Below are 21,872 nucleotides of genomic sequence, written 5' to 3'. Positions count from 1 at the left end.
TGGGCCGGCCTGGGCCGGCGGTTTCAGGTTCGTGGTCTGGGTCGGAGGCGGCTGGCGACCGCCCTCTCCCTCCCACGGCCTCTTGTTACGCGAGACCGAAGCCTCACGCCTACCCGATCAGACCTTCTCGACCTGACCGAATTCCAGTTCGACCGGCGTGGCGCGGCCGAAGATCGACACCGCGACCTTCACGCGCGAGCGCGCCTCGTCGATTTCCTCGACCACACCCGAGAACGAGGCAAACGGGCCATCGGCCACGCGCACGTTCTCGCCGATCTCGAACGACACCGACGCCTTCGGCCGTTCCACGCCCTCCTGCACCTGGTGCAGAATGCGCATGGCCTCGGCTTCCGAGATCGGCATCGGCTTGTTTTCCGCGCCGAGGAAGCCGGTCACCTTCGGCGTGTTCTTGATCAGATGAAACGCCTCGTCGGTCAGCTTCATCTTCACCAGCACGTAGCCCGGGAAGAACTTGCGCTCGGCGTCGATCTTGCGGCCGCGGCGCACTTCCGTGACCTTCTCGGTCGGAACCAGCACCAGCTCGAACAGCTCCTCGAGCCCGCGCTGCTTGGCCTGCTCGCGGATCGATTCGGCGACCTTCTTCTCGAAGTTCGAATAGGCGTGGACGATGTACCAGCGCTTGTCAGACAATTGAGCCGTTGCTGTTGCCATCAGTGAATGCCCAGAAGGAAGGTGATGAGGACGCGGATGATCTGGTCGGCGGCGAAGAAGAAGATCGAGGCCACGGCGACCATGACGAACACCATGATGGTGGTGATCGTGGTCTCGCGGCGGGTCGGCCAGGTGACCTTGGCGGTCTCCGAGCGGACTTCCTGCAAGAACTTGAACGGGCTGACTGCCATCGTTTGATGTCCAACGTCCGTCGACAGACGCGAATGAATTTCAGGGATCCGAACAGCCGCCGTTGGCCCAGCCCTCGTCGAAGGATGAGCCGGAAATCGGGCTCGATTGTTCGGGGATTCAAAGCCGCGCCGGAAATCCGCGTCTAACGGGCCGGCTGCGAGTGCGCGGTATCTACTTCGGATGGGACCAAAGGTCAAGATAGAGAGGGCCCGCGCGCCCAAAACGACCTCCGCGGGCGAACGACCAGAGATCAGGCCGATCAAGGGCTTATCTGCCGCCTGCAAAGCGCAGTCCCAGCGCCTCAGCCGGTTCCTCGCAGAACGAGACCACCGGGGCCCCCTCACCTGCAGCCCCTTTTGGCGACCCCCTCAAGGTCAGTCGGCCCGATCGATCGTCGAAATGCTCGGCAACGGCACAACGAACTTTCCGCCCTCGGCGAAATAGCCGCCTCCAGTCGGCCGCAGGGTCGCGGCATGGCTGAGGACAAGCTCTTCAACTAATACGAACGTCAGGACGTCTTGCCGACGTTCGGGAATTTCAATTCCGCCGCCGAACTGCCGGGCACGATGCGAGCCGGCTACGACACGTGTTCAGCCATATCATCAACCTCGCGCGCTACGTGCTCGGATCGCCGCCGGCAGTCGCCGAAAGCAACATCGAGAGCTCGGGCGCGGCGACCGTGACACTCGACTCGACGGCGTCGCCTGCGCGCTGCAGCTCGCGAATGGATCCAAAGGCGTCTGGCGCGAGGGGCTGAGCAACGCGTTCGAGCTGGGCGCGCTGACCATCGAATTGCCACCGCCTTTTGCCGAGCAGGAGGCGGAGGTCGTTCTCCATCAGCAAGGACAACCCACGGAATTGTCTCGCGGCAAGGTTGGGCGTTTCGGCGTCAGGCCGAGGCATTCGTCGCCGATATCGTGGAGCAGAGGACGCCGTGGCTTCCGGCGCAGATTCCGTGGCCGACATCGCCCTTCGGAGGCGATCTGGAAACGGCAGATCATCGGCTAGGGCTGCGCCATCCAGCAATATCCAGCCGACGGCTAATCGCCCACATCCCAGTTAAGTGTTTGATTGGTTGGCAGGAGTGGCAGGGCTCGAACCTGCGACCCCCGGTTTTGGAGACCGGTGCTCTACCAATTGAGCTACACTCCTACGGACCCTGCGTTGCCGCGCGGATCAGGCCGCTTTGAAGCACAAGGGGCGGCCGGATTGCAAGGCCGGATTGCAAGGGTGAAGCGCGCTGGCTTCGCTTGTTTGTGCCGCGCCTTCTGGGCCACAGTCCGCTCCGAACAATAATAAGCACCGGGAGTACCCATGACTGCCCAAGCGTCCGCGACAGCCGCCCCTCGCCCCTCGATCGCCGCGAAGACCCCGCCTCTGCCGGAATCCCGCCCCGAGACGCTCGGGCTGTCGCGCCCTCGCCTCGAGACCATGTCGGACGCCTTCAAGCGCGAGATCGACAAGGGAACCGTGCCGGGCGTCACCGTGCTGGTGGCACGGCACGGTCAGGTCGGATGGTTTGAGGCGCTCGGGAAACAGAGCCCGACGGGCGCGGCGCCGATGGCGCATGATTCGATCTTCCGCATTTTCTCGATGACCAAGCCGATCGTGTCGGTCGGCGTCATGACGCTGGTCGAGGACGGCCACCTGCTCCTTGCCGACCCCGTCGCGAAATTCATCCCGGAGTTCGCCAACCAGAAGGTCGGCGTGGTCAGCGGCGGCAAGCTGGAACTGGTTCCGCCGAAGCGCCCGATGACGGTGCAGGACCTGCTCCGCCACACCTCCGGCCTGACCTACGAGCACCAGGGCGACGGCCCCGTGCACAAGATCTATCAGGACTCGCGGGTGCGCAGCCGCAAGATCACCAATGCCGAGCACGCCGCCCTGGTCGCGAGCTTCCCGCTGGTCTGTCACCCCGGCGACGAGTTCAACTACAGCCGCTCCACCGACATCCTCGGGCGCATCATCGAGGTCGTCAGCGGCAAGTCGCTCGGCACGTACCTCACCGAGCGCATTCTCACGCCCTTGCAGATGGCCGAGACCGGCTTTGCGACAGCGGAGGTCAATGCCAACAGGCTCGCCGAGCCATTCGCGGCCGATCCCTGGACCGGCGACAAGGTCGCGCTGTTCAACATGCTCGAGCAGCCCATCATGGAGTCCGGCGGCGGCGGCCTCGTCTCCACCACGATGGACTATGCCCGCTTCGCGCTGATGCTGCGCAATGGCGGCACGCTCGACGGCAACAGGATCATCGGCCGCAAGACGCTGGAGCTGATGGCCTCCGATCATCTCGGCCCGAACGTCGTGACCAACGGCACGCTGCTGTCGCCTGGCCATGGTTTCGGCCTCGGGTTCGCGGTGCGGCGTGAAGCCGGCATCGCGCCCTTCCCCGGCAGCGTCGGCCAGTTTTTCTGGAGCGGCATCGCGGGGACGTTCTTCTGGATCGATCCGAAGGAGGATCTGTTCGTCGTGTTCATGAGCCAGGGCCCGGGGCAGCGCGATCATACGCGTACGCTGGTGCGGGATCTGGTGTACGCGGCGGTGGATTGAGGCGGCGCCGCTATGCGCGGCGCTGCATCACATTTTCGCTGTCATGCCCCGGCTTGACCGGGGCATCCAGTACTCCGGGGCGGATGTGGCGAGAGCGAGCTCTCCAACGAAGGCCGCGGAGTACTGGATCGCCCGCCTTCACGGGCGATGACACCTATTGGGGCCTCAACTGATCGTCGCGCCGCCGTCGATCACCATGGTCTGGCCGGTCATGAAGTCGCCGGCCTTCGAGCCCAGGAACACCGCGGCGCCCGCGATCTCGTCGGGGATGCCGATGCGCAGCAGCGGCGAACGCGCAGTCGAGGCTTTCAGGTTCTCCGGATTGTCCCACAACGCTTTCGCGAAATCGGTCTTGATCAGGCCGGGCGCGATGCAGTTCACGCGGATATTGTGCGGGCCATATTCGCAGGCCAAATTGCGCGCGAGCTGCATGTCGGCGGCTTTCGAGATCGCGTAGGCGCCGAGGATGGTCGAGCCTTTCAGGCCGCCGATCGAGGAGACGATGATGATCGAGCCATCCTTGCGCTCGATCATCTGCGGCACCACCATCGAGATCAGCCAGTTGTTGGCGACGATGTTGTTGTCCAGGATCTTCCTGAACTGATCGTCCGAGATGCCGGCGAGCGGGCCGTAATACGGGTTCGACGCGGCGTTGCAGACCAGCACGTCGATCTTGCCGAAGGCGCGGTTGCTCTCGTCGATGAGGTTCTGCAGATTTTCCTTCGACGAGATGTTGGCGGCGATCGCCACCGCCGTGCCCTTGCCGAACTTGTCGTTGATCCTCTTGGCGACCTGGTCGCAAACGTCGGCCTTGCGCGAGGAGATCACCACCTTGGCGCCGTGCTCGGCCATGCGCTCGGCGATCGCAAGCCCAATGCCGCGCGTCGAACCAGTGATGACGGCGACTTTCCCCTTCATGTCGAACAAGGTCATGTTTCTCTCCCAGAGTACGTTTTGATTGCTTGAAGCTTACGCCGCGTCCGCGCGACCGGGCAATTGCTCAGGCGAGCTTCTTGACTTCCGGTCCCGCGGGTTGATGCATCGCCGCATGCGCATCGTCCGCGATCCACGGCTGCTGGTTCACCATCGGCAGCCGCCAGACATTGCGTTCGGGGCTTGCGAAATAGTCGAGCCGCGTCACAGAGCAATTGTCGATATCGAACGCGAGCCCTCGCTCCGGCTGATTGTCGAGCGCCAGCCCCAGCGCTGCCTTGATGGTGCCGCCATGTGCGACCGCGATCACGTCCTGCCCGGCGGCCTCATTGTTGATCCGCTCGATGGTGCGGCGGGTGCGGTTGTAGAGGTCCATGAAGCTTTCGCCGCCGGGTGCAGGCTCGTTGATGTCGGCAAACCAGCTCGAGCCGACGGGACGGCTGGCGATGAACTCGGCGCGGTTCATGCCCTGCCAACGGCCGAGGTTTTGTTCGGCGAGGTCCGCCTCCCATTTCATCGATGCAGGCCTCGGGAATCCGGCCGCCCAGATCGCTTCGGCGGTCTGATGGGTGCGCATCAGATTGCTCGAATACCAGACCGCCTTGCGTGGCAGCACCTTGGCAACAGCATTGAAGACGTAGGTATCGCTGGTGTCGCAGGCGAGATCGGACTGACCGTAGATGTTGCCACCGTCATTGCGCACGGGCGCGTGACGGACCCACCACCAGCGTGTCGTGACCACTTTGGGCTTGTCTGCACCTGCCATCGAAACCCTTCCATCCCGTCTGATGTCGCTGTACGTCAGTAGCGAACGTGTCTCAAGACACTTTACCGTTTGAAATCTTGTTTGAAATTCCGTCGCGCGGCAAGCGTCGCGCGCGAACCAAAGGGAGAAACCGCATGGGCCGTCTGCAAGGCAAATCCGTCATCATCACCGGTGCCGGCAGCGGCATCGGCCGCGCGGCCGCGCTGCTGTTCACCAGGGAAGGCGCCAAGCTAATCGCGGTCGATCGCAGCGAGGCGGTGAAGGAGACGGTCGACGAGGTGAAGAAGGCCGGCGGTGTCGCGGAAGCCATGATGGCGGATGCCGGCTCCGAAAAGGACGTCATGGCCGTGATCGACAAGGCGGTGAAGACGCACGGCCGGCTCGACGTGATCTGGGCCAATGCCGGCGTCTCCGGCGGACTCGTTCCGCTCGGCGAGCAGACCGTCGAGCAATGGCAGGAAGTCTTGCGCATCAACCTGATCGGGCCGTTTCTCGCGGTGAAGCATGCGATGCCGCACATGGTGAAGCAGCAGTCCGGCGCGATCGTGCTCACCGCGTCCGTCGCGGGCCTCAAGGCCGGCGCCAGCGGACATCCCTATGCCGCGAGCAAGGCCGGCGTCATCTCCCTGGTGCAGACCACCGCCTATTCGCTCACCGGCACCGGTGTGCGCATCAACGCGGTGTGCCCGGGCCTGATCGAGACCGGCATGACCAAGCCGATCTTCGACCGCGCCAAGGAGCGCGGCACCGCCGACAAGATCGGCCAGCTCAATCCGCTCAAGCGCCCCGGCCAGCCGCACGAGCTCGCCGCGATGGGACTGTTCTTGGCCAGCGACGAGGCGTCGTACGTCAATGGCCAGGCCTTCCCGGTGGACGGCGGACTGACGGCGTCGATGCCGTATACGGGGAAGCCGGTTTAGTTCACGCACTCTCGCGTCCCGGAGGCGCTGCAGCTTTCTCACGCTGCTGCGCTGCGTCCGGGGCACGAGACAGAAGTTTTGGCGCGCAACTGCTTCAGCATCGTCATTGCGAGCACAGCGAAGCCATCCAGAGTCTTTCCGCGGCGTCAGCCTGGATTGCTTCGCTGTGCTCGCAATGACGGAGTCTGTGCTCGCAATGACGGAGTCTGTGGGTGGCAGGGTCGCGCTTCCATTCGCATTCCCGTTCGCAGACACACCTTCGCCCTCTCGCGGCTTGTTCGCCCGAGCTTTGCTTGGTCGCCTCACCCTCGAATGAAAGAGGGCGCAGGGAAGACCGGGCGCCGGCTGGCACCCGCGGTCCACTGTGCGAAGTTGCAGTAAAAAATCTGCACAGCGGCATACAGGTGAAGCCAAAACGTCCGGCCTTCGCTGCGCAGCGGTTTTACGGCTTATGCCGTGCTCTCCCCGGGGAGCGATGCACTATTGCCCCCGTCGCCTCATGGATGGCTGATGCGCGAACCCGGTCGGGCCGCCACATCACCACAAGACTTGACGCACAGACCCCGGGCGTCAGGACGACACGGTTTTGCCGTACGCTGTCAGCACCGGTCGTGTGCGCGACGCCTTCGCTCACGGTTGCCCGCCCTGCGAAACCATTCGCGCCGGTGTGGCCCAGCGTCCGCCGCTGTCCGGCCCGCGTTCGTGACGATCGCGATACGCCCCTCTTCCTTGGGCCGGGTTACGGCGACACATACGCCGTTTCCGAATTTCGGTAAAGTGGAATATTTTCAGCGGCGGGCGTTGACCTGCCGCTCGCGTGTTTTGCCCGTCGGCCAATGCAAGGGCTTGTAGCCCGGATGAGCGAAGCGACATCCGGGATTCCGACCACGAGCTGTCCCGGGTATCGCTTCGCTCACCCGGGCTACCGGTCTGTGTTGATTTGCTCTACCACAGCCGACGTTGGTATGGTTCGTGCAAGCACTTCAGCTTCCATCCCCCTGACAAGAACGTGACAATGCCAAGCTCAAGACCCGACCGTATTCGCAAGCTGCTCGCCGACCTCGTCGGCTTCGACACGATCAGCGATCGCTCCAACCTGCCCCTGATCGCGCATATCGAGAGCTATCTCGCCGCACACGGCGTCAAGAGTGAGCGCATCGTCGACGAGACCGGACAGAAAGCCGCGCTATGGGTCACCATTGGACCCGAGGACCGCCCCGGCCTGGTGCTGTCGGGACATACCGACGTGGTGCCTGTGGTCGGCCAGGACTGGAGCCACGATCCCTTCAAGCTGATCGAGCGCGACGGCAAGCTTTACGGCCGCGGCACCACCGACATGAAGGGATTCGTCGCGGTGTGCCTTGCCATGGTGCCGGAGATGCTGGAGGCGAAGCTGACAACGCCGATTCATCTCGCCATCTCCTATGACGAGGAGATCGGTTGCGTCGGCGTGCGGCCGATGCTGCGCGAGCTCGCGAAGAAACGGATCAAGCCGCTCGGCGCCTTCATCGGCGAGCCGACCGAGATGAAGGTCATCATCGGCCACAAGGGCAAGCACGGCGTGCGCGCCACGTTCCAGGGCCTCGCCCGCCACTCCTCGATCGCACCCGAGGGCGTCAACGCGATCGAATACGCCGCCGAGCTGATCGTCGAAATCCGCCGCCGCGCGTTGCAACTCGCAAGCACGAAAGCAACGAACAGCCTCTACGATGTCCCTCACTCGACGCTGCTCACCAGCATCGTGCATGGCGGCGCCGCGCTCAACATCGTGCCCGATACCTGCACGGTGGATTTCGAATGCCGCGGCATCGGCATAACCGAATCCAGGGAGGTGACGGATGCGATCGTCGCCTGGGCCAAGACCGAGATCGAGCCGGCGATGAGGGCGCGACACCCGGAGTGCGGCATCGACTTCGAAGAGATCCTCGATTATCCCGCCCTCGACACCGCCGCCGACGCCACCATCGTCACGCTGGCCAAGAGCCTCGCAGGGCGCAACGACCACGCCAAGGTCGCCTTCGGCACCGAGGCGAGCCTGTTCGCCAGCATGACCGATATCCCGTCAGTGGTGATCGGGCCCGGGTCGATCGCGCAGGCGCATACGCCGGACGAGTTCGTGGAGATGGCGGAGCTGGAGAAATGCGCAGGCTTCGTGGAGAAGCTGATCGCGCATTGCGTGAAGGGGTAAGGTGTTTCCGCGTCATTGCGAGGAGCTCTTGCGACGAAGCAATCCAGACTGCCACCGTGCGAAGATTCTGGATTGCTTCGCTTCGCTCGCAATGACGAGCGTCTGGAGACACCCGTAGTCCGCATGAGCATAGCGGCGACATGCGGGGCCGCTGTCCCGGATATCGCTGCGCTCATCCGGGCTACGAATGAGCGGTGCGCCTCATCGCTCCTGCAAAGCCAGCCGCACGCCGACGGCGCAGTAGATGGTCCCGACCACCTTGCCCTGCCATTTCACGACGGCTGGATGGCGGCGTAGCAAATTGCCGAGACGGCCGGCGCCGACGGCGAACACCACCGTGCTAAGGAGGCCGAGCAACACGAACACAGCACCGAGCAGCGCGAGCTGCAGCGTCGTCGAACCATGCTCGGGCCGGACGAACTGCAGCAGGAACGCGAGGAAGAACAGCGCGGTCTTCGGATTCAGCACCTCGGTCAGCACGGCCTGCCGGAATGCCCGCGCTGCGCTGATCGCGGGCGCACCGCCATTCACCTCGATCGGCGTCTTGTCGAGCATGGCGCGAATGCCGAGATAGATCAGAAAGCCCGCGCCCGCGTATTTGACGACGCTGAACAGGAGTGCCGAAGTCGCGATGATCGCAGAGAGGCCGACGATCGCCATGGTGGTGTGGACCACGTCACCAGCCGCAATTCCCGCGCCCGTCGCGATGCCGACCCTGGTTCCCGAGCTCGCGGCGCGCGCCATGGTGAGGAGTGTCGCCGGTCCGGGAATGAAGACGAAGCCGAGGACGATGAGGATGTAGGTGATGAGGGTGGTGTGATCAATCATGCGGGCATCTCTCTCGTCATTCTGTCCCGTGTCCAGACACGAGAGGAACGCAAGCAAAGGCGCGGCCGTCAGCCGCGCCTTCGGATTCCTTAAACCGCGCCCGCCTTCTGCGCGTACTCCCAAGACGCCTTCGACAGCGGAACGGTGCGCTTGGCTGACTCCAGCGCCTTGGCATTCGCCGCGGTGCCGTCGCGGACCCGGCCGGCGATGCCTTGCGTGATGCCGGCGAGACGGAACAGGTTGTAGGCGAAATACCAGTTGAGGTCAGGCACCGTCATCTTGGTGACGTTGCAATAGATCTGCGCGGCCTCCTCCACGCTCGGGATGTTGAGCGCCTTGAGGTCGGCGCCGTCCAGGCCGGGCATGACCCACTGCATCAGCAGATAGGTGAAGTCGGCCATGGGATCGCCGAGCGTCGACAATTCCCAATCGAGCACGGCCTGCACGCGTGGTTCCGTCGCGTGGAAAATCATGTTGTCGAGGCGATAGTCGCCGTGGACGATCGAGACGCGCGCCTGCTCCGGCACGGTCTTCGGCAACCATTCGGCGACCTTCTCGAACTCCGGAATGGTCTGGGTCTCGGACGCGCGGTACTGCTTGGTCCAGCGGTCGATCTGCCGGGCAAAGTAGTTGCCGGGTTTGCCGAAGTCGCCAAGACCGATCGCGACGGGATCGAACATGTGGAGTTTTGCCAGCGTCTCGATCTTGCTGGTGAAGATCTTTCGACGATCATCCCGCGTCTGGCTCGGCAGCGTCGGATCCCAGAACACCCGGCCGTCTTCCATCGACATGATGTAGAAGGCCGAACCGATGATGCTGTCGTCCTGGCACAGCGCATAGGCCTTCGCGACCGGAAAGCCCTGCTTTCCCAGCGCCGCGATCACGCGATATTCGCGATCGACCGCGTGCGCCGACGGCAACAATTTGCCGAACGGTTTTCGGCGCATCACATAGGAGCGGTTCGGCGTGTCGAGCCGATAGGTCGGGTTGGACTGGCCGCCCTTGAACTGGAGCACGACCAGCGGTCCCTCATAACCCTCGACGTTCTCGCGCAGCCAGGCTTCGAGCCGCATCTCGTCGATGCGATGACGCTCCTCGACCGGTTTGGTGCCCGAGAACTCTTCGTCTTTCCTGACGCCGTCAGCCACGATGACGCTCCCTCTTCAGTCCGAACATGATCCTAATCGGTAACCCCCAGCGCACTTGCGTCAAGCGGTCATCCGATCACGGATCATGCCCTGTCGTTTCTTCAAATCGGGAGCGCCAGCGTGCTCTCCCGCTTAATGACTGGAAGAGTTTGCATACTTCCGAACCTCGAGCCTGGCAATGGCGCGATTGTGCACCTCGTCCGGGCCGTCGGCGAGACGGAGCGTGCGGATGTGGGCGTAGTCCTTGGCGAGGCCGGCTTCGTCCGAGACGCCTGCACCGCCGAAGGCCTGGATCGCCTCGTCGATGATCTTCAGCGCCATGTTGGGGGCTGCGACCTTGATCATGGCGATCTCGGCCTGCGCGGTCTTGTTGCCGACCTTGTCCATCATGTCGGCGGCCTTGAGGCACAACAACCGCGTCATCTCGATGTTGGTGCGGGCCTCGCCGATGCGCTGCTCCCACACCGAATGCTCGACGATCCGCTTGCCGAAGGCAGTGCGCGAGGTAAGCCGCTTCACCATTTTCTCCAGCGCCTCCTCGGCCTTGCCGATGGTGCGCATGCAGTGATGGATACGGCCGGGACCGAGGCGGCCCTGCGCGATCTCGAAGCCGCGGCCTTCGCCGAGCAGGATGTTCTCCTTCGGCACCCGCACGTTCTCGAGCAGCACCTGGGCGTGGCCGTGCGGCGCGTCGTCGAAGCCGAACACGGGCAGCATCTTCTCGACCTTGATGCCGGGGGTGTCGAGCGGAACCAGGATCTGCGACTGCTGCTGGTGCTTGGCCGCCTTGAAGTCGGTCTTGCCCATCAGGATCGCGATCTTGCAGCGGGGATCGCCGACGCCGGACGACCACCATTTGCGGCCGTTGATGACGTAGTGGTCGCCGTCGCGCACAATGCTGGTCTCGATGTTGGTGGCGTCAGACGAGGCCACGGCCGGCTCCGTCATCAGGAAGGCGGAGCGGATTTCGCCGTCCATCAGCGGACGCAGCCATTTGCGCTTCTGCTCCTTGGAGCCGTAGCGCATGAATACTTCCATGTTGCCGGTGTCGGGCGCGGAACAATTGAAGACTTCCGAAGCCCAGGAGATGTGGCCCATCTGCTCGGAGAGCAGCGCGTATTCGAGATTGGTCAGTCCCGCGCCGCGGAATTCGTCGTCCTCATGCTCGTTGGGCGGCATGAACATGTTCCAGAGGCCTTCGGCTTTCGCCTTCTTCTTGAGATCCTCGAGCACCGGGATCACCTTCCAGCGTTCGCCGCTGCGATCCTGCTCATCATAGACCGGCACCGCCGGGCGCACGTGCTTGGCCATGAAGGACTGCACGCGGTCGAGCCATTCCTTCTGCTTCGGCGACAGATCGAAATCCATGGGACGCTCCTCGTCTTTGCCAACTCGTTTGGCGAACTTGTTTTGCGCCGGACTGTCCACCCGCATTGTGCGACCCGCAAGTGCGAATGCGCGGCTTGCGGATGCTCCGGAACCCATTCGCGCCTTTGCGAACGAGTCCCGATTGCGGATTGACTTTCCCGGCCTTCAAACGATAGTTTCATACAACCGTTTGAATTGCAACTCCCTCCCCGAGGGGCTCCCATGGCCAGCGATCATACCCGGACTGCCATTCTCGCCGCCGCCGAACGGCTCTATGCCGATCGCGGGTTCGGCGACGTGACGTTGCGCGACATCGTCGCTGAGGCCAATGTCAACCTCGCGGCGGTGAACTATCATTTCGGCTCGAAGGACGAGTTGATCGCGGAGCTGTTCGTGACACGCTCGATCGCCACCAATCGCGAGCGTCTGCGCGAATTGAAGGCGGCGGAAGAACAAGGCGGCGGCCGCGCGCCGATCGAGGTAATCCTGCATGCCTTGGTCGGCCCGACGCTGCGCGGCTGCCTCGGTCCCGAGAACCAGCGCTCGAGCGCGGCGCGCTTCATGATCCGCGCTTCGATCGAATCCGTGCCGCCGATCCGCCGCATCAAGAATCGCGAGATCGACCATTTGCGCAAATTCGCCGGCGCGATGCGAAGGTCCCTGCCCGACCGCAGCGACGTCGATATTTACTGGGGCCTGAACTTCGCGCTCGCCATGGCGCACCACACCATCCGCGAGAGCGAGCGGCTGACGAAACTGTCGGAGGGCAAATGCGACCTCGACGATGTCGAGGACGTGGTCGCGCGCGTCGTCAGCGTGGCGACGATGGCGCTGACGGCGGGACGGACGGAGGCGAAGGCGCCGTCAAAAATGGCGGCGCGCTAACCTTCACATCATCGCGATGCAGTCGATCTCGACGTCGAAGGGGCCGAACCATTCCGGCGTACAGACGAAGATCCGCGCCGGCGGATCGTGCGGGAAATAGCGCGCATAGACGTTGTTGAACGCGGCGAAGTGCTTGGTCGAGGTGCAGTAGACGTTGCACTTCATGACGTTGTCGAGGCTCGCGCCCGCCGTCTCAAGGCACAGCTTCATCTGCTCCATGATCAGCTCGCTCTGCCGTTCGATCGGCACGTCCGCGATCTCGCCCGTCTCGGGGTCGAATGGCGGCAGGCCGGCGACGAAGATCATGTTGCCGGCGCGCGTGACCGGCGAGACCGGCGCCTGCCGACGATCGAGGAAAGTCGAGATCGGTTCGACGCGGAGCGCTTCGCGTTTCATTTCGAGATTCATGGGCGGCCACCTTCGGTCCAAGCGAGATGACGGCTTGCTACAGCATGTTGCAGCCGTCATGCTTCGCTTCTGATCGAAGTTTGGTCGCCGAGCCGCCTAGGCGTGCTGCGGCATCTCCTCGGCCTCTTCCTTGGCGAGCAGCAGCAGCATCTCGATGCCCATGTCGCCTTCCTGCGGCGAGCGGATGAACTTTATTTCGTCGGCGCTTTGCCGCAACGCGGCAATGATCGCGACGGCCTGGTTGGCCGTTGCCGCCTCGGTCGCCAGAATTGCCTTCTGGTTCTTGGCCTGAAACCCGATCGTGTAGGACATGCGTTCCCTCCCGGACTGAGTGGACCGATCGAATCTGAGTCGCGCGCGGAGCGGAAGCCTGTGTGAGTACGGACCGGAATTATCTGGGGATTGCCCGCAAGGTTCGCGCAAGGCCGCAGGAGCGTCATGTTGACGTCCCTTTTTATCCAGTGGCGATCAGGCCAAACCGCGCGCGCCGCTTCGCCGAAGCTAGATAATCCCCTGCTGCTTCAGCGCCTCGATCTTGCCGGCATCGTAGCCGAGCTTGCCGGCGAGCACCTCCTGGGTGTGCTCACCGAGCAGCGGCGGGGCGCGGTAATCCTTGATCGGGGTTTCCGAGAGCGTCAGCGCGTTGCGGATCAGCGAGAGATCGGGCTGGAAGGGATGATCGACCTTCACCCGCATGCCGCGCGACTGGACGTGCGGATCGGAAAACACCTGCTCGAAATTGTTGATCGGGCCGGAGGGCACGCCGGCCTCCTCCAATCTGTCCAGCCAATAGGCCACCGGCTGCTTCAGGAACAGGCCGGCGAAGATCGCCATGATCTCCTTGCCGTGCACGACGCGGTCGTTGTTCCTGACGAAACGCTTGTCGCTCGCGAGTTCGGGCGCGCCGAGCACGGCGCAGGTGCGCTGGAACTGGCCGTCATTGCCGACCACCAGCATCAGCTCGCCGTCGGTGCAGCGGAACACGCCGGCCGGCATGCCGCCATTGCCCCAGGTGCCGCGGCGCGGCGGCGTCTTGCCGTTGACGAGGTAGATCTGCAGCCAGTGCGACAACGACGCGATGACGGTGTCGAACAGGCAGACGTCGATATGCTGCCCCACGCCATCATTGGCGTCGCGATGATAGAGCGCCGAGAGAATCCCGATCGAGGTGTTCATGCCGGTCATGTAGTCGACGATCGACGGGCCGACCTTCATCGGGCCCTCGCCGGGCTCGCCGTCGATATGGCCGGTGACGCTCATCAGGCCGCCCATCGCCTGCAGGATGGCGTCGTAGCCGGCGCGCGGCGCATAGGGGCCGGTCTGGCCGAAGCCGGTCACCGAGCAGTAGATAATGCCGGGATTGATCGCCTTGATGGTCTCGTAGTCGAGGCCGTAGCGCTTGAGATCGCCGACCTTGTAGTTCTCCATGAAGACGTCGACATCCTTGGCGAGCTCGCGGATAATCGCCTGCCCCTCGGGCTTGGCGATGTTGACCGTGACCGACTTCTTGTTGCGGTTGGCGCAGAGGTAGAATGAATTGTTGTTGTTGGCCTTGCCCTCGGGGTCAGTCAGGTAAGGCGGGCCGAAGGCGCGCGCGTCGTCACCGGTGCCCGGCCGCTCGATCTTGATAACCTCCGCGCCCAAATCGCCCAGCATCTGGGCCGACAGAGGCCCGGCAAGCACGCGGGTGAGGTCAAGGATCTTGATGCCTGAGAGCGGCAGGGCCGACATGTCGAATTCCTCCGGGAACTGGATCTTGGCGCGGCGGCGAGATCGCAGGCCGCGCTTCCTGCGGATACACTATTTTGGCGATCCGAGCACTGCACTGTGGGCATACGGCCATCCCCCAGCCCGCCCGGCGCAGGTCACCGCGCGGTGAATTTCCGCATGGCGAATATTCTCAGGTTGCAGCCGCTGCAGCCACCTGCGGCCGGCGGCGGCCGAGCAGGACCAGGATCAGCACCGTGGCGCAGGAGCAGACGAAGGTGAGACCGAGCGCGCCGCGGCTGCCGAACTGGGTGAGCAGGCCGACAAGGAGCGGCGGCGAGACCGCGGAGGCGAGATTGAGCGGCAACGCGATCATCGACATCGCCTTGGCGAACTCGGTCTGATCGTAGAACACGAGCGGGATCGTTGCCCGCGCCACCGCCATCGCGCCGCTGCCGGCGCCGTAGAGCAGGATGAAGGCCGCAACCGCCCAGGTCGCGCCCTCGCTCGTCATCAGCAGCAGCATGGCGATCGGCAGCGCCGTGCCGGCGACGAGCCCGGTCGTGATTCCATCCCACCGCCCTCCGCCGAGAAAATCGAGTCCGCGGGCGCTGACCTGGATCACGCCCAGCATCGAGCCAAACGCAAGCGCCTGCGCCGGGGGAAGCCCCTCCGCCCGGAGCAACTCGATCATGATGGCGCCGATGCCAAAATTGACGAAGGCATTCAGCGTGATCGCGGCAACGACGAGGCTGAAGGTGCTCCTGGGAATCGCAGGCGGCGGCGAAGATTTCACCGGCTCGCCGCCACGATCACCGACGATTTTCCGGCGCGGTGCAAAGAATGCATAGAGCGGAAGGTTGATGACGACCATCATGGCTGCATAGACGAGGCACGTCCCGCGCCAGCCGAGCAAACCGCTGAGGAACGACGTCGTCGGCCAGAAGATGCTGCTCGACAGGCCCGTCACCAGCATCAGCGCGCCGATGGCATTCTTGGCCTGCCGCCCGGCGACCTCGTTCAGCATGATATAGGCGCCGGTCGAAAGCGTGGCGCTGCCGGCGATGCCAAGGACGATCCAGGCCGCGAAATACAGCATCGGCTCGCGCGCGAGGGACAGCAGGATGAAGCCCGGCACGGTGAGGACCGTGCCTGAGATCATGACCTTTCGTGCGCCGTGCCGCGCAAACGACCTGGCGAGCCAGGGCGCGCATAGCCCCATCGACACATAGAGGACGGACGTCCCGGCGAACACCGCCGGCAGGCTCATGCCGAGATCGGCCGCGAGATCGCGTCCGACGATGGCGGGAAGACCTATCGTACCCCACCCGACAAGCTGGGAGACCGCAAGCACCAGCAGGACCCCGATGAGCCTGCTGTCAGATTTCAAGAACCGCATTCCAATCGTCGCCTGCCCGGCAGGCGCCGATCACGCCTGTGACACCTGTCTTACCCCCGGACTTAGCGCAGGGAAACGCCGGCCGTCGAATGGCAGCAGGCGGCCGGGAGCATGTCAGGTGGCGGCAGGAGCGCCCTACCCCGCGAGCCCGAGCAGGGATCGCGCCTCGGCCGCAGTCGCCACGCGCCGGCCGTGACGCGCGACAGCCTCACCGGCGACGGCCACGAGCTCGGCGTTGCTGGCCGCGAGGCGCGCCTTGTCGATCCTGATATTGTCCTCGAGGCCGGTGCGGACCGCATCGGCGCCCCGCGCGAGCGCCCAGCCCATGACCTCGGCCTGGTGGCGTCCGATCCCCGCTGCCGTCCATGTCGCCTCCGGGATCAGCCGCCTGAGCTCTCCCAGCAAGATGTCGAGGACATGCTCGTCCGCGGGCATGGCGTTCTTGACGCCCATGACGAACTGCACGTGCGGACGCTGGTCGATCAGCCCCGCCTCGATCAGGCGGCGGGCGCCATGCAGATGCGACAAATCGAAGATCTCGATTTCCGGCCGGATGCCATTCGCCTTCATCCCGGTGGCGAGGGTCTCGACCAGCGCGGCGCTGTTCTCGTAGACGATGGTCGGAAAGTTCACCGATCCCGTGGACAGCGAGGCCATGTCCGGCTTCAGGTAGAGCGACGATCCGCGCGCCGAGGGATCGCGGCCCCGCCCTCCGGTCGAGAACTGAACGATCATGTCCGGACAGTGCTTCTTGATCCCCGCCTGCACCAGGGCGAAACGCTCGGGATCGGAGGACGGCGTCTCGTCATCGTTGCGAACATGGATATGGGCGAGCGTGGCACCGGCTTCAAAGGCCTGGTGCGTCGACTCGATCTGCTCGGACGGCAGAATCGGGACCGCGGGATTGTCCTTCTTGCGCGGAACGGAGCCGGTGATTGCGACGGCAATGACGACGGGGTTCATCTTGCAACCTCATATTGATTGCGCTCGCGCGCACCAAATTCGAATCGGCGGCCTGACTATGCAGTGAGGCCCTGCCGCCGCGAACATCATCGATCGCGGCGGCAGTTGCCTCTACCATACCCGTCAGGTCCGAACCGTGGCAGCCCCGCTCACCGCATCGCCGGCGCGCTGACGGTCATAATCTGCCCGCAGCATTGGAACGGCATTGGGATTGCCGAGATCGTCGATCCTGATCCGATAGGTTTCCCGCGCGGTCAGGGCGGCCAGCGCGGCGATGACCGTGATAGCGAAGGCAATCGCCCCCACCGTCAACGGAATGTTGGTCGAGCCGGGAGGCGCGACGGTCGCAAACAGGGCGGGCAGCAATGCGGTGATGGTGGTTCCGATGTTCTGCGATATCGCCATCGCCGAGACGCGGGTGCGGGTCGGAAACAGCTCCGGGTAAAAGCTCGGGAAGATCGCGTTGTAGCCCTGATAGACGACGCCCCACATCAAGAGCGACACCAATATTGCCAGCGGCACATTCCTGATGCTGATGGCATAGAGATAGCAAAAGGCGAGCAAGCCGGAGAGAAGCGCGCCGACGATGATCGGGGGCTTGCGGCCGACCTTGTCGGAGAGATTGCCGACGAAGGGAATGACGAACACGGCCAGCATGTTTCCGAGCACGGGGATCCAGAGATAGACGTCCTTGGCAAAACCGATCCCGTAGGCCGGCTGCACCGCATAGGCCGCGCCGAAGATGGTCGCAACGACAGGAATGACATTCATCAGCGCCATGCAGATGACCCTGAGCATGTCGCGCCAGCTCAGCTTGATGGCCTGGACGATGGGCGCGCGCGGCGTTTCTCCCCGTTCGCCCTCGCGGGCAAAAGCAGGGGTCTCGTCGACTTCGCGACGAATGATGTAGCCCGCGACGATGACGAAGAAGCTGAGCAGGAAGGGAATCCGCCAGCCCCAGCTGTTGAAGGCGTCGGTCGGCATATAGGCCGCCAACGGCAGGAAGATTGCTGCGGCGAGGATCTGTCCGGCCTGCACCCCCTGAAGGGCGAAGCTGGCATAGAAGCCCCGTCGGCCGAACGGCGCGTGCTCCAGGATCATCGAGCTTGCGCCCGAGATTTCGCCGGCAACGGCAAATCCCTGCACGAGGCGCAGAATGACGAGCAGAATTGGCGCCAGGATGCCAACCTGCTGGTAGGTCGGCAGGATACCCACGGCCATCGTCGAGATGCCCATCAGGAACATGCAGACGATGAGAACCGTCTTGCGGCCATGGGTGTCGCCCCAGTGCCCGAGGACGAACGCGCCAATCGGCCGGGCCACATACCCGACGCCATAGGTCGCCAACGAGGCGACGATCGCGACGGTGGGATTCTCCGACGGGAAGAAGATTTGCGGGAAAATCAGTGACGCGGCGGTCGCGTAGATGAAGAAGTCATAATATTCGAGAGCCGACCCGATCCAGCCGCTGGCAGCGGCTTTCCTGGACTGACTCATCTGATGGATCGCGGTCATCTCAAGATTCCTCCCTTGGGTTTTGCTGACGTCCCGTTGACGGGCTTCGCTCAAAATTGGGCAGCACTCTCCGGCCGCTCTGCGGAGTTTCGCGAGCGCTTGTCATTGCCGATGGGTGTCTGCTTGGTGGCGACGATAAGCTTTCGCCGGGCTAACACAATTACCCAGTTATTCGACAAACCTAACATGATGTTATTTTGTACGGAGAGCCCACGTTCCGGCGAACACCGCCGGCAGGCTCATGCCGAGATCAACCGCGAGATCGCGTCCGGCGATGGTGGGGTGGGAGGTGGTTGACATTGGACCATTGCATGGTCCATTTTATGAAAACTGAGGAAGGACAATGAGATGCGGGTCTCCGTTACCGACGCAAAAGGACAATTGACCGATCTTGTCCGCCGCGCAGAGGCCGGCGACGAGGTGATCCTGACGCGACATGGGCATCCCGCGGTACGGCTCGTCCCGGTCAAGCTTTCGCCGGACCGCGCCACCCGCCGGACCGCGCTTGAGGCGGCGCGAAGGACCGGCGGGGCGAAAGCTATTCCCGGACCGAGCGCCGCGCGCAGTCAGGACTTTCTTTTCGGCGATGATGGACTGCCGGAATGATCGCAGTCGATACCTCCGCGCTGATGGCGATCGTGCTCGACGAACCCCAAGCCGATGCTTGCATCACCGCGCTGGACACCGCCGACGAAATCCTGATCTCGGCGGCCTCCGTTGCAGAAAGCCTGATCGTCGCGGCACGGCGGGGCGTCGACGAAGAGATGAACAAGCTGATTAACGATCTCGGTTTGAACGTGATCTCGGTGACCCTAGCTTCGGCCGAACGCGTGGCGCAAATCTACTCGCGTTGGGGCAAAGGCATTCGTCCTGCCGGTCTCAACTTTGGTGACTGCTTCGCCTACGATGTCGCCAAGGAGCATGGCTGCGCACTTCTTTATGTCGGCGACGACTTTGCCAAGACGGATATCGTTGCGGCGGCGTAAGTCGACGGCCGGGCGCCGACTTACCGGCCGAACAGAAAAGCCGCGCGGGGCAGCCGTCAGGCCGTGTGACCGGGATCGACGTGCTTCGGCGTTTTCTTGTCGCGTTGGGGTGTCATCTTGGCCGGATCCGGCGCACCCGGCACGCCGCGCGGCCCGAGCTGGTCTCGCTGAATGTCGTCTTCAGAGCGGGAGGGTTCAATGCCGTTCGGTTCACGGGGCTTGGTCATCGCAGCCTCCTGAAGTGTTCTGCTCGGAGTGTCCCATCAAATTCCCAGCGCGTTCTCGCCGGCTTCCCGGCCGGGCACGCTGACATGGACTTCGTGTCCCTCGCGAAGCGCCAGCGAGGCGGCAGCCACCGCCGATTCGAAGGCCGCTTCCTTGGTGGAGTATCTGTTCTTGACGTCGCCGTCATGCAGCACGCCCCATTCGTCCTGCACCGGCACGATCGTGTATTGAGCAAGGCCCATGGTGTAACTCCTCGAGATCTATCTATCGCTGCGTGAGCTGCGGGTGCGCCGCCGTCACGCGCCACACCGTGTTGCCGCTGTCATCGGCGACCAGCAGCGCGCCGGTCTTGTCGATGGCGACGCCGACGGGCCGCCCGCGCGCCTGGTTGTCGCTGTTGAGGAAGCCGGTGACGACGTCCTGCGGCGGACCGCTCGGCCTGCCATCCGTGAATGGCACGAACACCACCTTGTAGCCGTTCAAGACCTGCCTGTTCCAACTGCCGTGCTCGCCGACGAAGGCGCCGCCGCGATAGGCCGCCGGCAAACTCGCGCTCGTGTTGAAGGCCATGCCGAGCGGCGCGACATGCGAGCTCAGCGCATAGTCAGGCACGATCGCCTTGGCGACGAGATCAGGACGCTCCGGCTTGACGCGAGGATCGACGTGCTGGCCGTAATAGCTGTAGGGCCAGCCATAGAAGCCGCCGTCCCTCACCGACGTCATGTAGTCCGGCACGAGATCGGGACCGAGTTCGTCGCGCTCGTTCACCACCGTCCACAGCGTCCCGGTCTGCGGCTCGAAGCTGAGGCCGTTCGGGTTGCGCAAGCCGCTCGCGAAGATGCGCCAGCGGCCGCTGGCACGGTCGATCTCGAGGATCGCGGCGCGATTGTGCTCGGCCTCCATGCCGTTCTCGGTGATGTTGCTGTTGGAGCCGACGCCGGCATAGAGCTTTGAACCGTCGGGGCTCGCGACCAGGCTCTTGGTCCAGTGATGATCGATTGGTCCGCCCGGCAGCGGCGTCAGCACCGTGCCCGGCGCGGTGATCTTCGTATCACCCTCCGTGTAGGGATATCTGACGATCGCATCGGTGTTGGCGACATAGAGATCGTTGCCGACCAGCGCGACGCCGAACGGCGAGTTGAGATGGTCGAGGAAGACGCTCTGCACGTCCGGCACGCCGTCGCCGTTGCTGTCGCGCAGCAGCGTGATGCGGTTGCTCGCGCCGGTGTCGCCGCCTGATGTCGCCCAGGACTCGATGTATCCCATCACGATTTCCTTGGGCCGCTTGATCGGAGCGCCCTTCGGCGCCTTGGATTCCACCACCAGCACGTCGCCGTTGGGCAGCACGTAGAGGAATCGGGGGTGCTGCAAGCCGGTCGCGAAGGCCTTGGCCTGCAAGCCCTGCGCGACGGCCGGGGTCTCGTCCTTTTTCCAGCCGACGATACGGGCGATGTGCATCGGCGGCAGCAGGTATTGCTGGATGTCGGGCAGCGTCGGGTTGGCGCCGGTTTGCGCCTTCGGATCGCCACTGCCGTCATTGCAGCCGGCGAGACACAGCAGCGAGGCACACAACAGCACCCAAACGATTGCGGAGTTCATCGCGCAACTCCTACACCGTGGCGATACACCATCGCCCAGCCGAGCCAGCCGGTGACCGGCAGGATCAATACGGTGATGGCTGAAAGAATGAGCCCGGTCGGCCACACCGAGGTCCAGGCATCGCGCGTATGGATCAACGCATTGACGATCGCCAGGACCAACGCCACCGCGTTGCCGATCAGATGCGGCCAGGCCGGCGGTTGCGCCCGCACCAGACGGTTGCCGAGAAAATCGGTCAGGCCCGCGATCGCCGCCAGTACGCCGAAGATGACGCCGACGACCAGAAGCCAGGCGGAAAAATCCGCCCACATGATCTCGGCACTGACGACATAGGCGATATCGGTCAACAGCGCTCCGATGAAACAAGCGATCGGTATCGGCACCAGCATCGGATGAATCGGATGGCCCGCGATCTGCGCGGTTGAGCGCACACGCAAATTGTCTTGCACGGTTGGCCTCTTGTCAGATCGCCACCCGCCCCGGTAGAAAACACCCGCTTTCCACGAAGGTTCCTGATGGTCGACCACGGCGCCGCCGCTGTGCCTCAACAATGCTGCGGCGTGCGAGCACTTACCAGGAACCCCTTGCCGCTCCGAGCCTTGATCCCGGCATTGAGATGA

At 63.8% G+C, this 21,872-nt stretch carries 24 protein-coding genes and 1 tRNA gene; 6 read left to right on the top strand and 19 right to left on the bottom strand.

From position 1 onward, the window contains the following. Positions 1 to 117: 117 nt before the first annotated feature. The 4 genes from nusG to IVB54_RS16380 all read right to left on the bottom strand — a co-directional run bounded on the left by nusG (position 118) and on the right by IVB54_RS16380 (position 2,016). Entirely contained in the window at positions 118 to 672 is a 555-nt protein-coding gene (gene nusG / locus IVB54_RS16395; protein ID WP_007602985.1) for a transcription termination/antitermination protein NusG, read from the bottom strand. Beyond that, positions 672 to 863 carry a preprotein translocase subunit SecE gene (gene secE / locus IVB54_RS16390; protein WP_007602984.1) on the bottom strand — a complete coding sequence of 64 codons (192 nt, stop codon included), beginning with the start codon at positions 861 to 863 and terminating at the stop codon, positions 672 to 674. The genes nusG and secE overlap by 1 nt, the downstream gene beginning before the upstream one ends. Positions 864 to 1,479: 616 nt before the next feature. After that, complete coding sequence (locus IVB54_RS16385; protein WP_198293367.1) at positions 1,480 to 1,707, bottom strand: hypothetical protein; 228 nt, start codon at positions 1,705 to 1,707, stop codon at positions 1,480 to 1,482. A gap of 233 nt (positions 1,708 to 1,940) precedes the next feature. Next, positions 1,941 to 2,016, bottom strand: a tRNA-Trp gene (locus IVB54_RS16380). A 162-nt stretch (positions 2,017 to 2,178) separates the two neighbouring features. Here IVB54_RS16380 and IVB54_RS16375 point away from each other — a divergent pair. Next, positions 2,179 to 3,414 carry a serine hydrolase domain-containing protein gene (locus tag IVB54_RS16375; RefSeq protein WP_018456441.1) on the top strand — a complete coding sequence of 412 codons (1,236 nt, stop codon included), beginning with the start codon at positions 2,179 to 2,181 and terminating at the stop codon, positions 3,412 to 3,414. Positions 3,415 to 3,579: 165 nt separating this feature from the next. Here the strand turns inward: IVB54_RS16375 and IVB54_RS16370 are convergent, their stop codons facing one another. Next, positions 3,580 to 4,347, bottom strand: a complete 768-nt coding sequence (locus IVB54_RS16370; RefSeq protein WP_018456440.1) for an SDR family oxidoreductase — start codon at positions 4,345 to 4,347, stop codon at positions 3,580 to 3,582. A 67-nt stretch (positions 4,348 to 4,414) separates the two neighbouring features. Then, positions 4,415 to 5,113, bottom strand: coding sequence for a histidine phosphatase family protein (locus IVB54_RS16365; protein ID WP_018456439.1), 699 nt, complete (start codon positions 5,111 to 5,113; stop codon positions 4,415 to 4,417). A gap of 134 nt (positions 5,114 to 5,247) precedes the next feature. On the opposite strand from IVB54_RS16365, the gene IVB54_RS16360 reads away from it, so the two are divergent. Together IVB54_RS16360 and argE are read left to right on the top strand one after the other, a co-directional pair. Further along, a complete protein-coding gene (locus IVB54_RS16360; protein WP_018456438.1) occupies positions 5,248 to 6,033 on the top strand; it encodes an SDR family oxidoreductase in 786 nt (261 codons plus the stop codon). A gap of 1,015 nt (positions 6,034 to 7,048) precedes the next feature. Next, the gene (gene argE, locus IVB54_RS16355) at positions 7,049 to 8,221 is read left to right on the top strand and encodes an acetylornithine deacetylase (protein WP_247362358.1); all 1,173 of its coding nucleotides are present in this window, start codon (positions 7,049 to 7,051) and stop codon (positions 8,219 to 8,221) included. A gap of 201 nt (positions 8,222 to 8,422) precedes the next feature. On the opposite strand, the gene IVB54_RS16350 is transcribed toward argE, so the two are convergent. The 3 genes from IVB54_RS16350 to IVB54_RS16340 all read right to left on the bottom strand — a co-directional run bounded on the left by IVB54_RS16350 (position 8,423) and on the right by IVB54_RS16340 (position 11,565). Further along, complete coding sequence (locus tag IVB54_RS16350; RefSeq protein WP_247777367.1) at positions 8,423 to 9,049, bottom strand: LysE family translocator; 627 nt, start codon at positions 9,047 to 9,049, stop codon at positions 8,423 to 8,425. Positions 9,050 to 9,138: 89 nt separating this feature from the next. Beyond that, the gene (locus IVB54_RS16345) at positions 9,139 to 10,197 is read right to left on the bottom strand and encodes a phosphotransferase family protein (protein ID WP_085351268.1); all 1,059 of its coding nucleotides are present in this window, start codon (positions 10,195 to 10,197) and stop codon (positions 9,139 to 9,141) included. A gap of 132 nt (positions 10,198 to 10,329) precedes the next feature. Next, complete coding sequence (locus IVB54_RS16340; RefSeq protein ID WP_007611657.1) at positions 10,330 to 11,565, bottom strand: acyl-CoA dehydrogenase family protein; 1,236 nt, start codon at positions 11,563 to 11,565, stop codon at positions 10,330 to 10,332. Positions 11,566 to 11,787: 222 nt separating this feature from the next. Here IVB54_RS16340 and IVB54_RS16335 point away from each other — a divergent pair, with 222 nt between their 5' ends. Next, on the top strand, positions 11,788 to 12,450 hold the full coding sequence (locus tag IVB54_RS16335) for a TetR/AcrR family transcriptional regulator (RefSeq protein WP_247362355.1): 663 nt from the start codon (positions 11,788 to 11,790) through the stop codon (positions 12,448 to 12,450). Positions 12,451 to 12,453: 3 nt separating this feature from the next. On the opposite strand, the gene IVB54_RS16330 is transcribed toward IVB54_RS16335, so the two are convergent. The 6 genes from IVB54_RS16330 to IVB54_RS16305 all read right to left on the bottom strand — a co-directional run bounded on the left by IVB54_RS16330 (position 12,454) and on the right by IVB54_RS16305 (position 18,442). Next, positions 12,454 to 12,846 (bottom strand): RidA family protein, encoded by a 393-nt coding sequence (locus IVB54_RS16330; RefSeq protein WP_162847229.1) that lies wholly within the window; start codon positions 12,844 to 12,846, stop codon positions 12,454 to 12,456. 108 nt (positions 12,847 to 12,954) lie between these two features. Then, positions 12,955 to 13,170: a hypothetical protein gene (locus IVB54_RS16325; protein WP_018457601.1), complete on the bottom strand. Its 216-nt coding sequence runs from the start codon at positions 13,168 to 13,170 to the stop codon at positions 12,955 to 12,957. Between the two features lie 189 nt (positions 13,171 to 13,359). Continuing rightward, positions 13,360 to 14,589, bottom strand: a complete 1,230-nt coding sequence (locus IVB54_RS16320; RefSeq protein WP_247362353.1) for a CaiB/BaiF CoA-transferase family protein — start codon at positions 14,587 to 14,589, stop codon at positions 13,360 to 13,362. Positions 14,590 to 14,758: 169 nt separating this feature from the next. Continuing rightward, positions 14,759 to 15,964, bottom strand: a complete 1,206-nt coding sequence (locus IVB54_RS16315) for an MFS transporter (RefSeq protein WP_247377499.1) — start codon at positions 15,962 to 15,964, stop codon at positions 14,759 to 14,761. 135 nt (positions 15,965 to 16,099) lie between these two features. Next, complete coding sequence (locus IVB54_RS16310) at positions 16,100 to 16,927, bottom strand: 3-keto-5-aminohexanoate cleavage protein (protein ID WP_247362349.1); 828 nt, start codon at positions 16,925 to 16,927, stop codon at positions 16,100 to 16,102. 123 nt (positions 16,928 to 17,050) lie between these two features. Continuing rightward, complete coding sequence (locus IVB54_RS16305) at positions 17,051 to 18,442, bottom strand: MFS transporter (RefSeq protein ID WP_247362347.1); 1,392 nt, start codon at positions 18,440 to 18,442, stop codon at positions 17,051 to 17,053. 348 nt (positions 18,443 to 18,790) lie between these two features. On the opposite strand from IVB54_RS16305, the gene IVB54_RS16300 reads away from it, so the two are divergent. Then, positions 18,791 to 19,048, top strand: a complete 258-nt coding sequence (locus tag IVB54_RS16300; protein ID WP_018457607.1) for a type II toxin-antitoxin system prevent-host-death family antitoxin — start codon at positions 18,791 to 18,793, stop codon at positions 19,046 to 19,048. Then, a complete protein-coding gene (locus IVB54_RS16295) occupies positions 19,045 to 19,428 on the top strand; it encodes a type II toxin-antitoxin system VapC family toxin (RefSeq protein WP_247377497.1) in 384 nt (127 codons plus the stop codon). The genes IVB54_RS16300 and IVB54_RS16295 overlap by 4 nt, the downstream gene beginning before the upstream one ends. Before the next feature lie 56 nt (positions 19,429 to 19,484). Here IVB54_RS16295 and IVB54_RS16290 read toward each other — a convergent pair whose 3' ends face one another. The 4 genes from IVB54_RS16290 to IVB54_RS16275 are packed head-to-tail and all read right to left on the bottom strand — an operon-like array spanning position 19,485 to position 21,701. Then, positions 19,485 to 19,655, bottom strand: a complete 171-nt coding sequence (locus IVB54_RS16290) for a hypothetical protein (RefSeq protein WP_166520788.1) — start codon at positions 19,653 to 19,655, stop codon at positions 19,485 to 19,487. Positions 19,656 to 19,691: 36 nt separating this feature from the next. Beyond that, complete coding sequence (locus IVB54_RS16285) at positions 19,692 to 19,895, bottom strand: hypothetical protein (protein ID WP_007611681.1); 204 nt, start codon at positions 19,893 to 19,895, stop codon at positions 19,692 to 19,694. 22 nt (positions 19,896 to 19,917) lie between these two features. Then, positions 19,918 to 21,252, bottom strand: coding sequence for a sorbosone dehydrogenase family protein (locus IVB54_RS16280; RefSeq protein ID WP_247777365.1), 1,335 nt, complete (start codon positions 21,250 to 21,252; stop codon positions 19,918 to 19,920). Continuing rightward, entirely contained in the window at positions 21,249 to 21,701 is a 453-nt protein-coding gene (locus IVB54_RS16275; protein ID WP_085357988.1) for a DUF2231 domain-containing protein, read from the bottom strand. The genes IVB54_RS16280 and IVB54_RS16275 overlap by 4 nt, the downstream gene beginning before the upstream one ends. Positions 21,702 to 21,872 lie beyond the last annotated feature (171 nt).

The sequence above is a fragment of the Bradyrhizobium sp. CW1 genome (assembly GCF_023100665.1).
In the GTDB taxonomy this organism is placed as follows: Bacteria; Pseudomonadota; Alphaproteobacteria; order Rhizobiales; family Xanthobacteraceae; genus Bradyrhizobium; species Bradyrhizobium canariense_D.
Note: the sequence above shows the minus strand (reverse complement) of the source record. Positions and strands in the feature narration are given on the sequence as shown.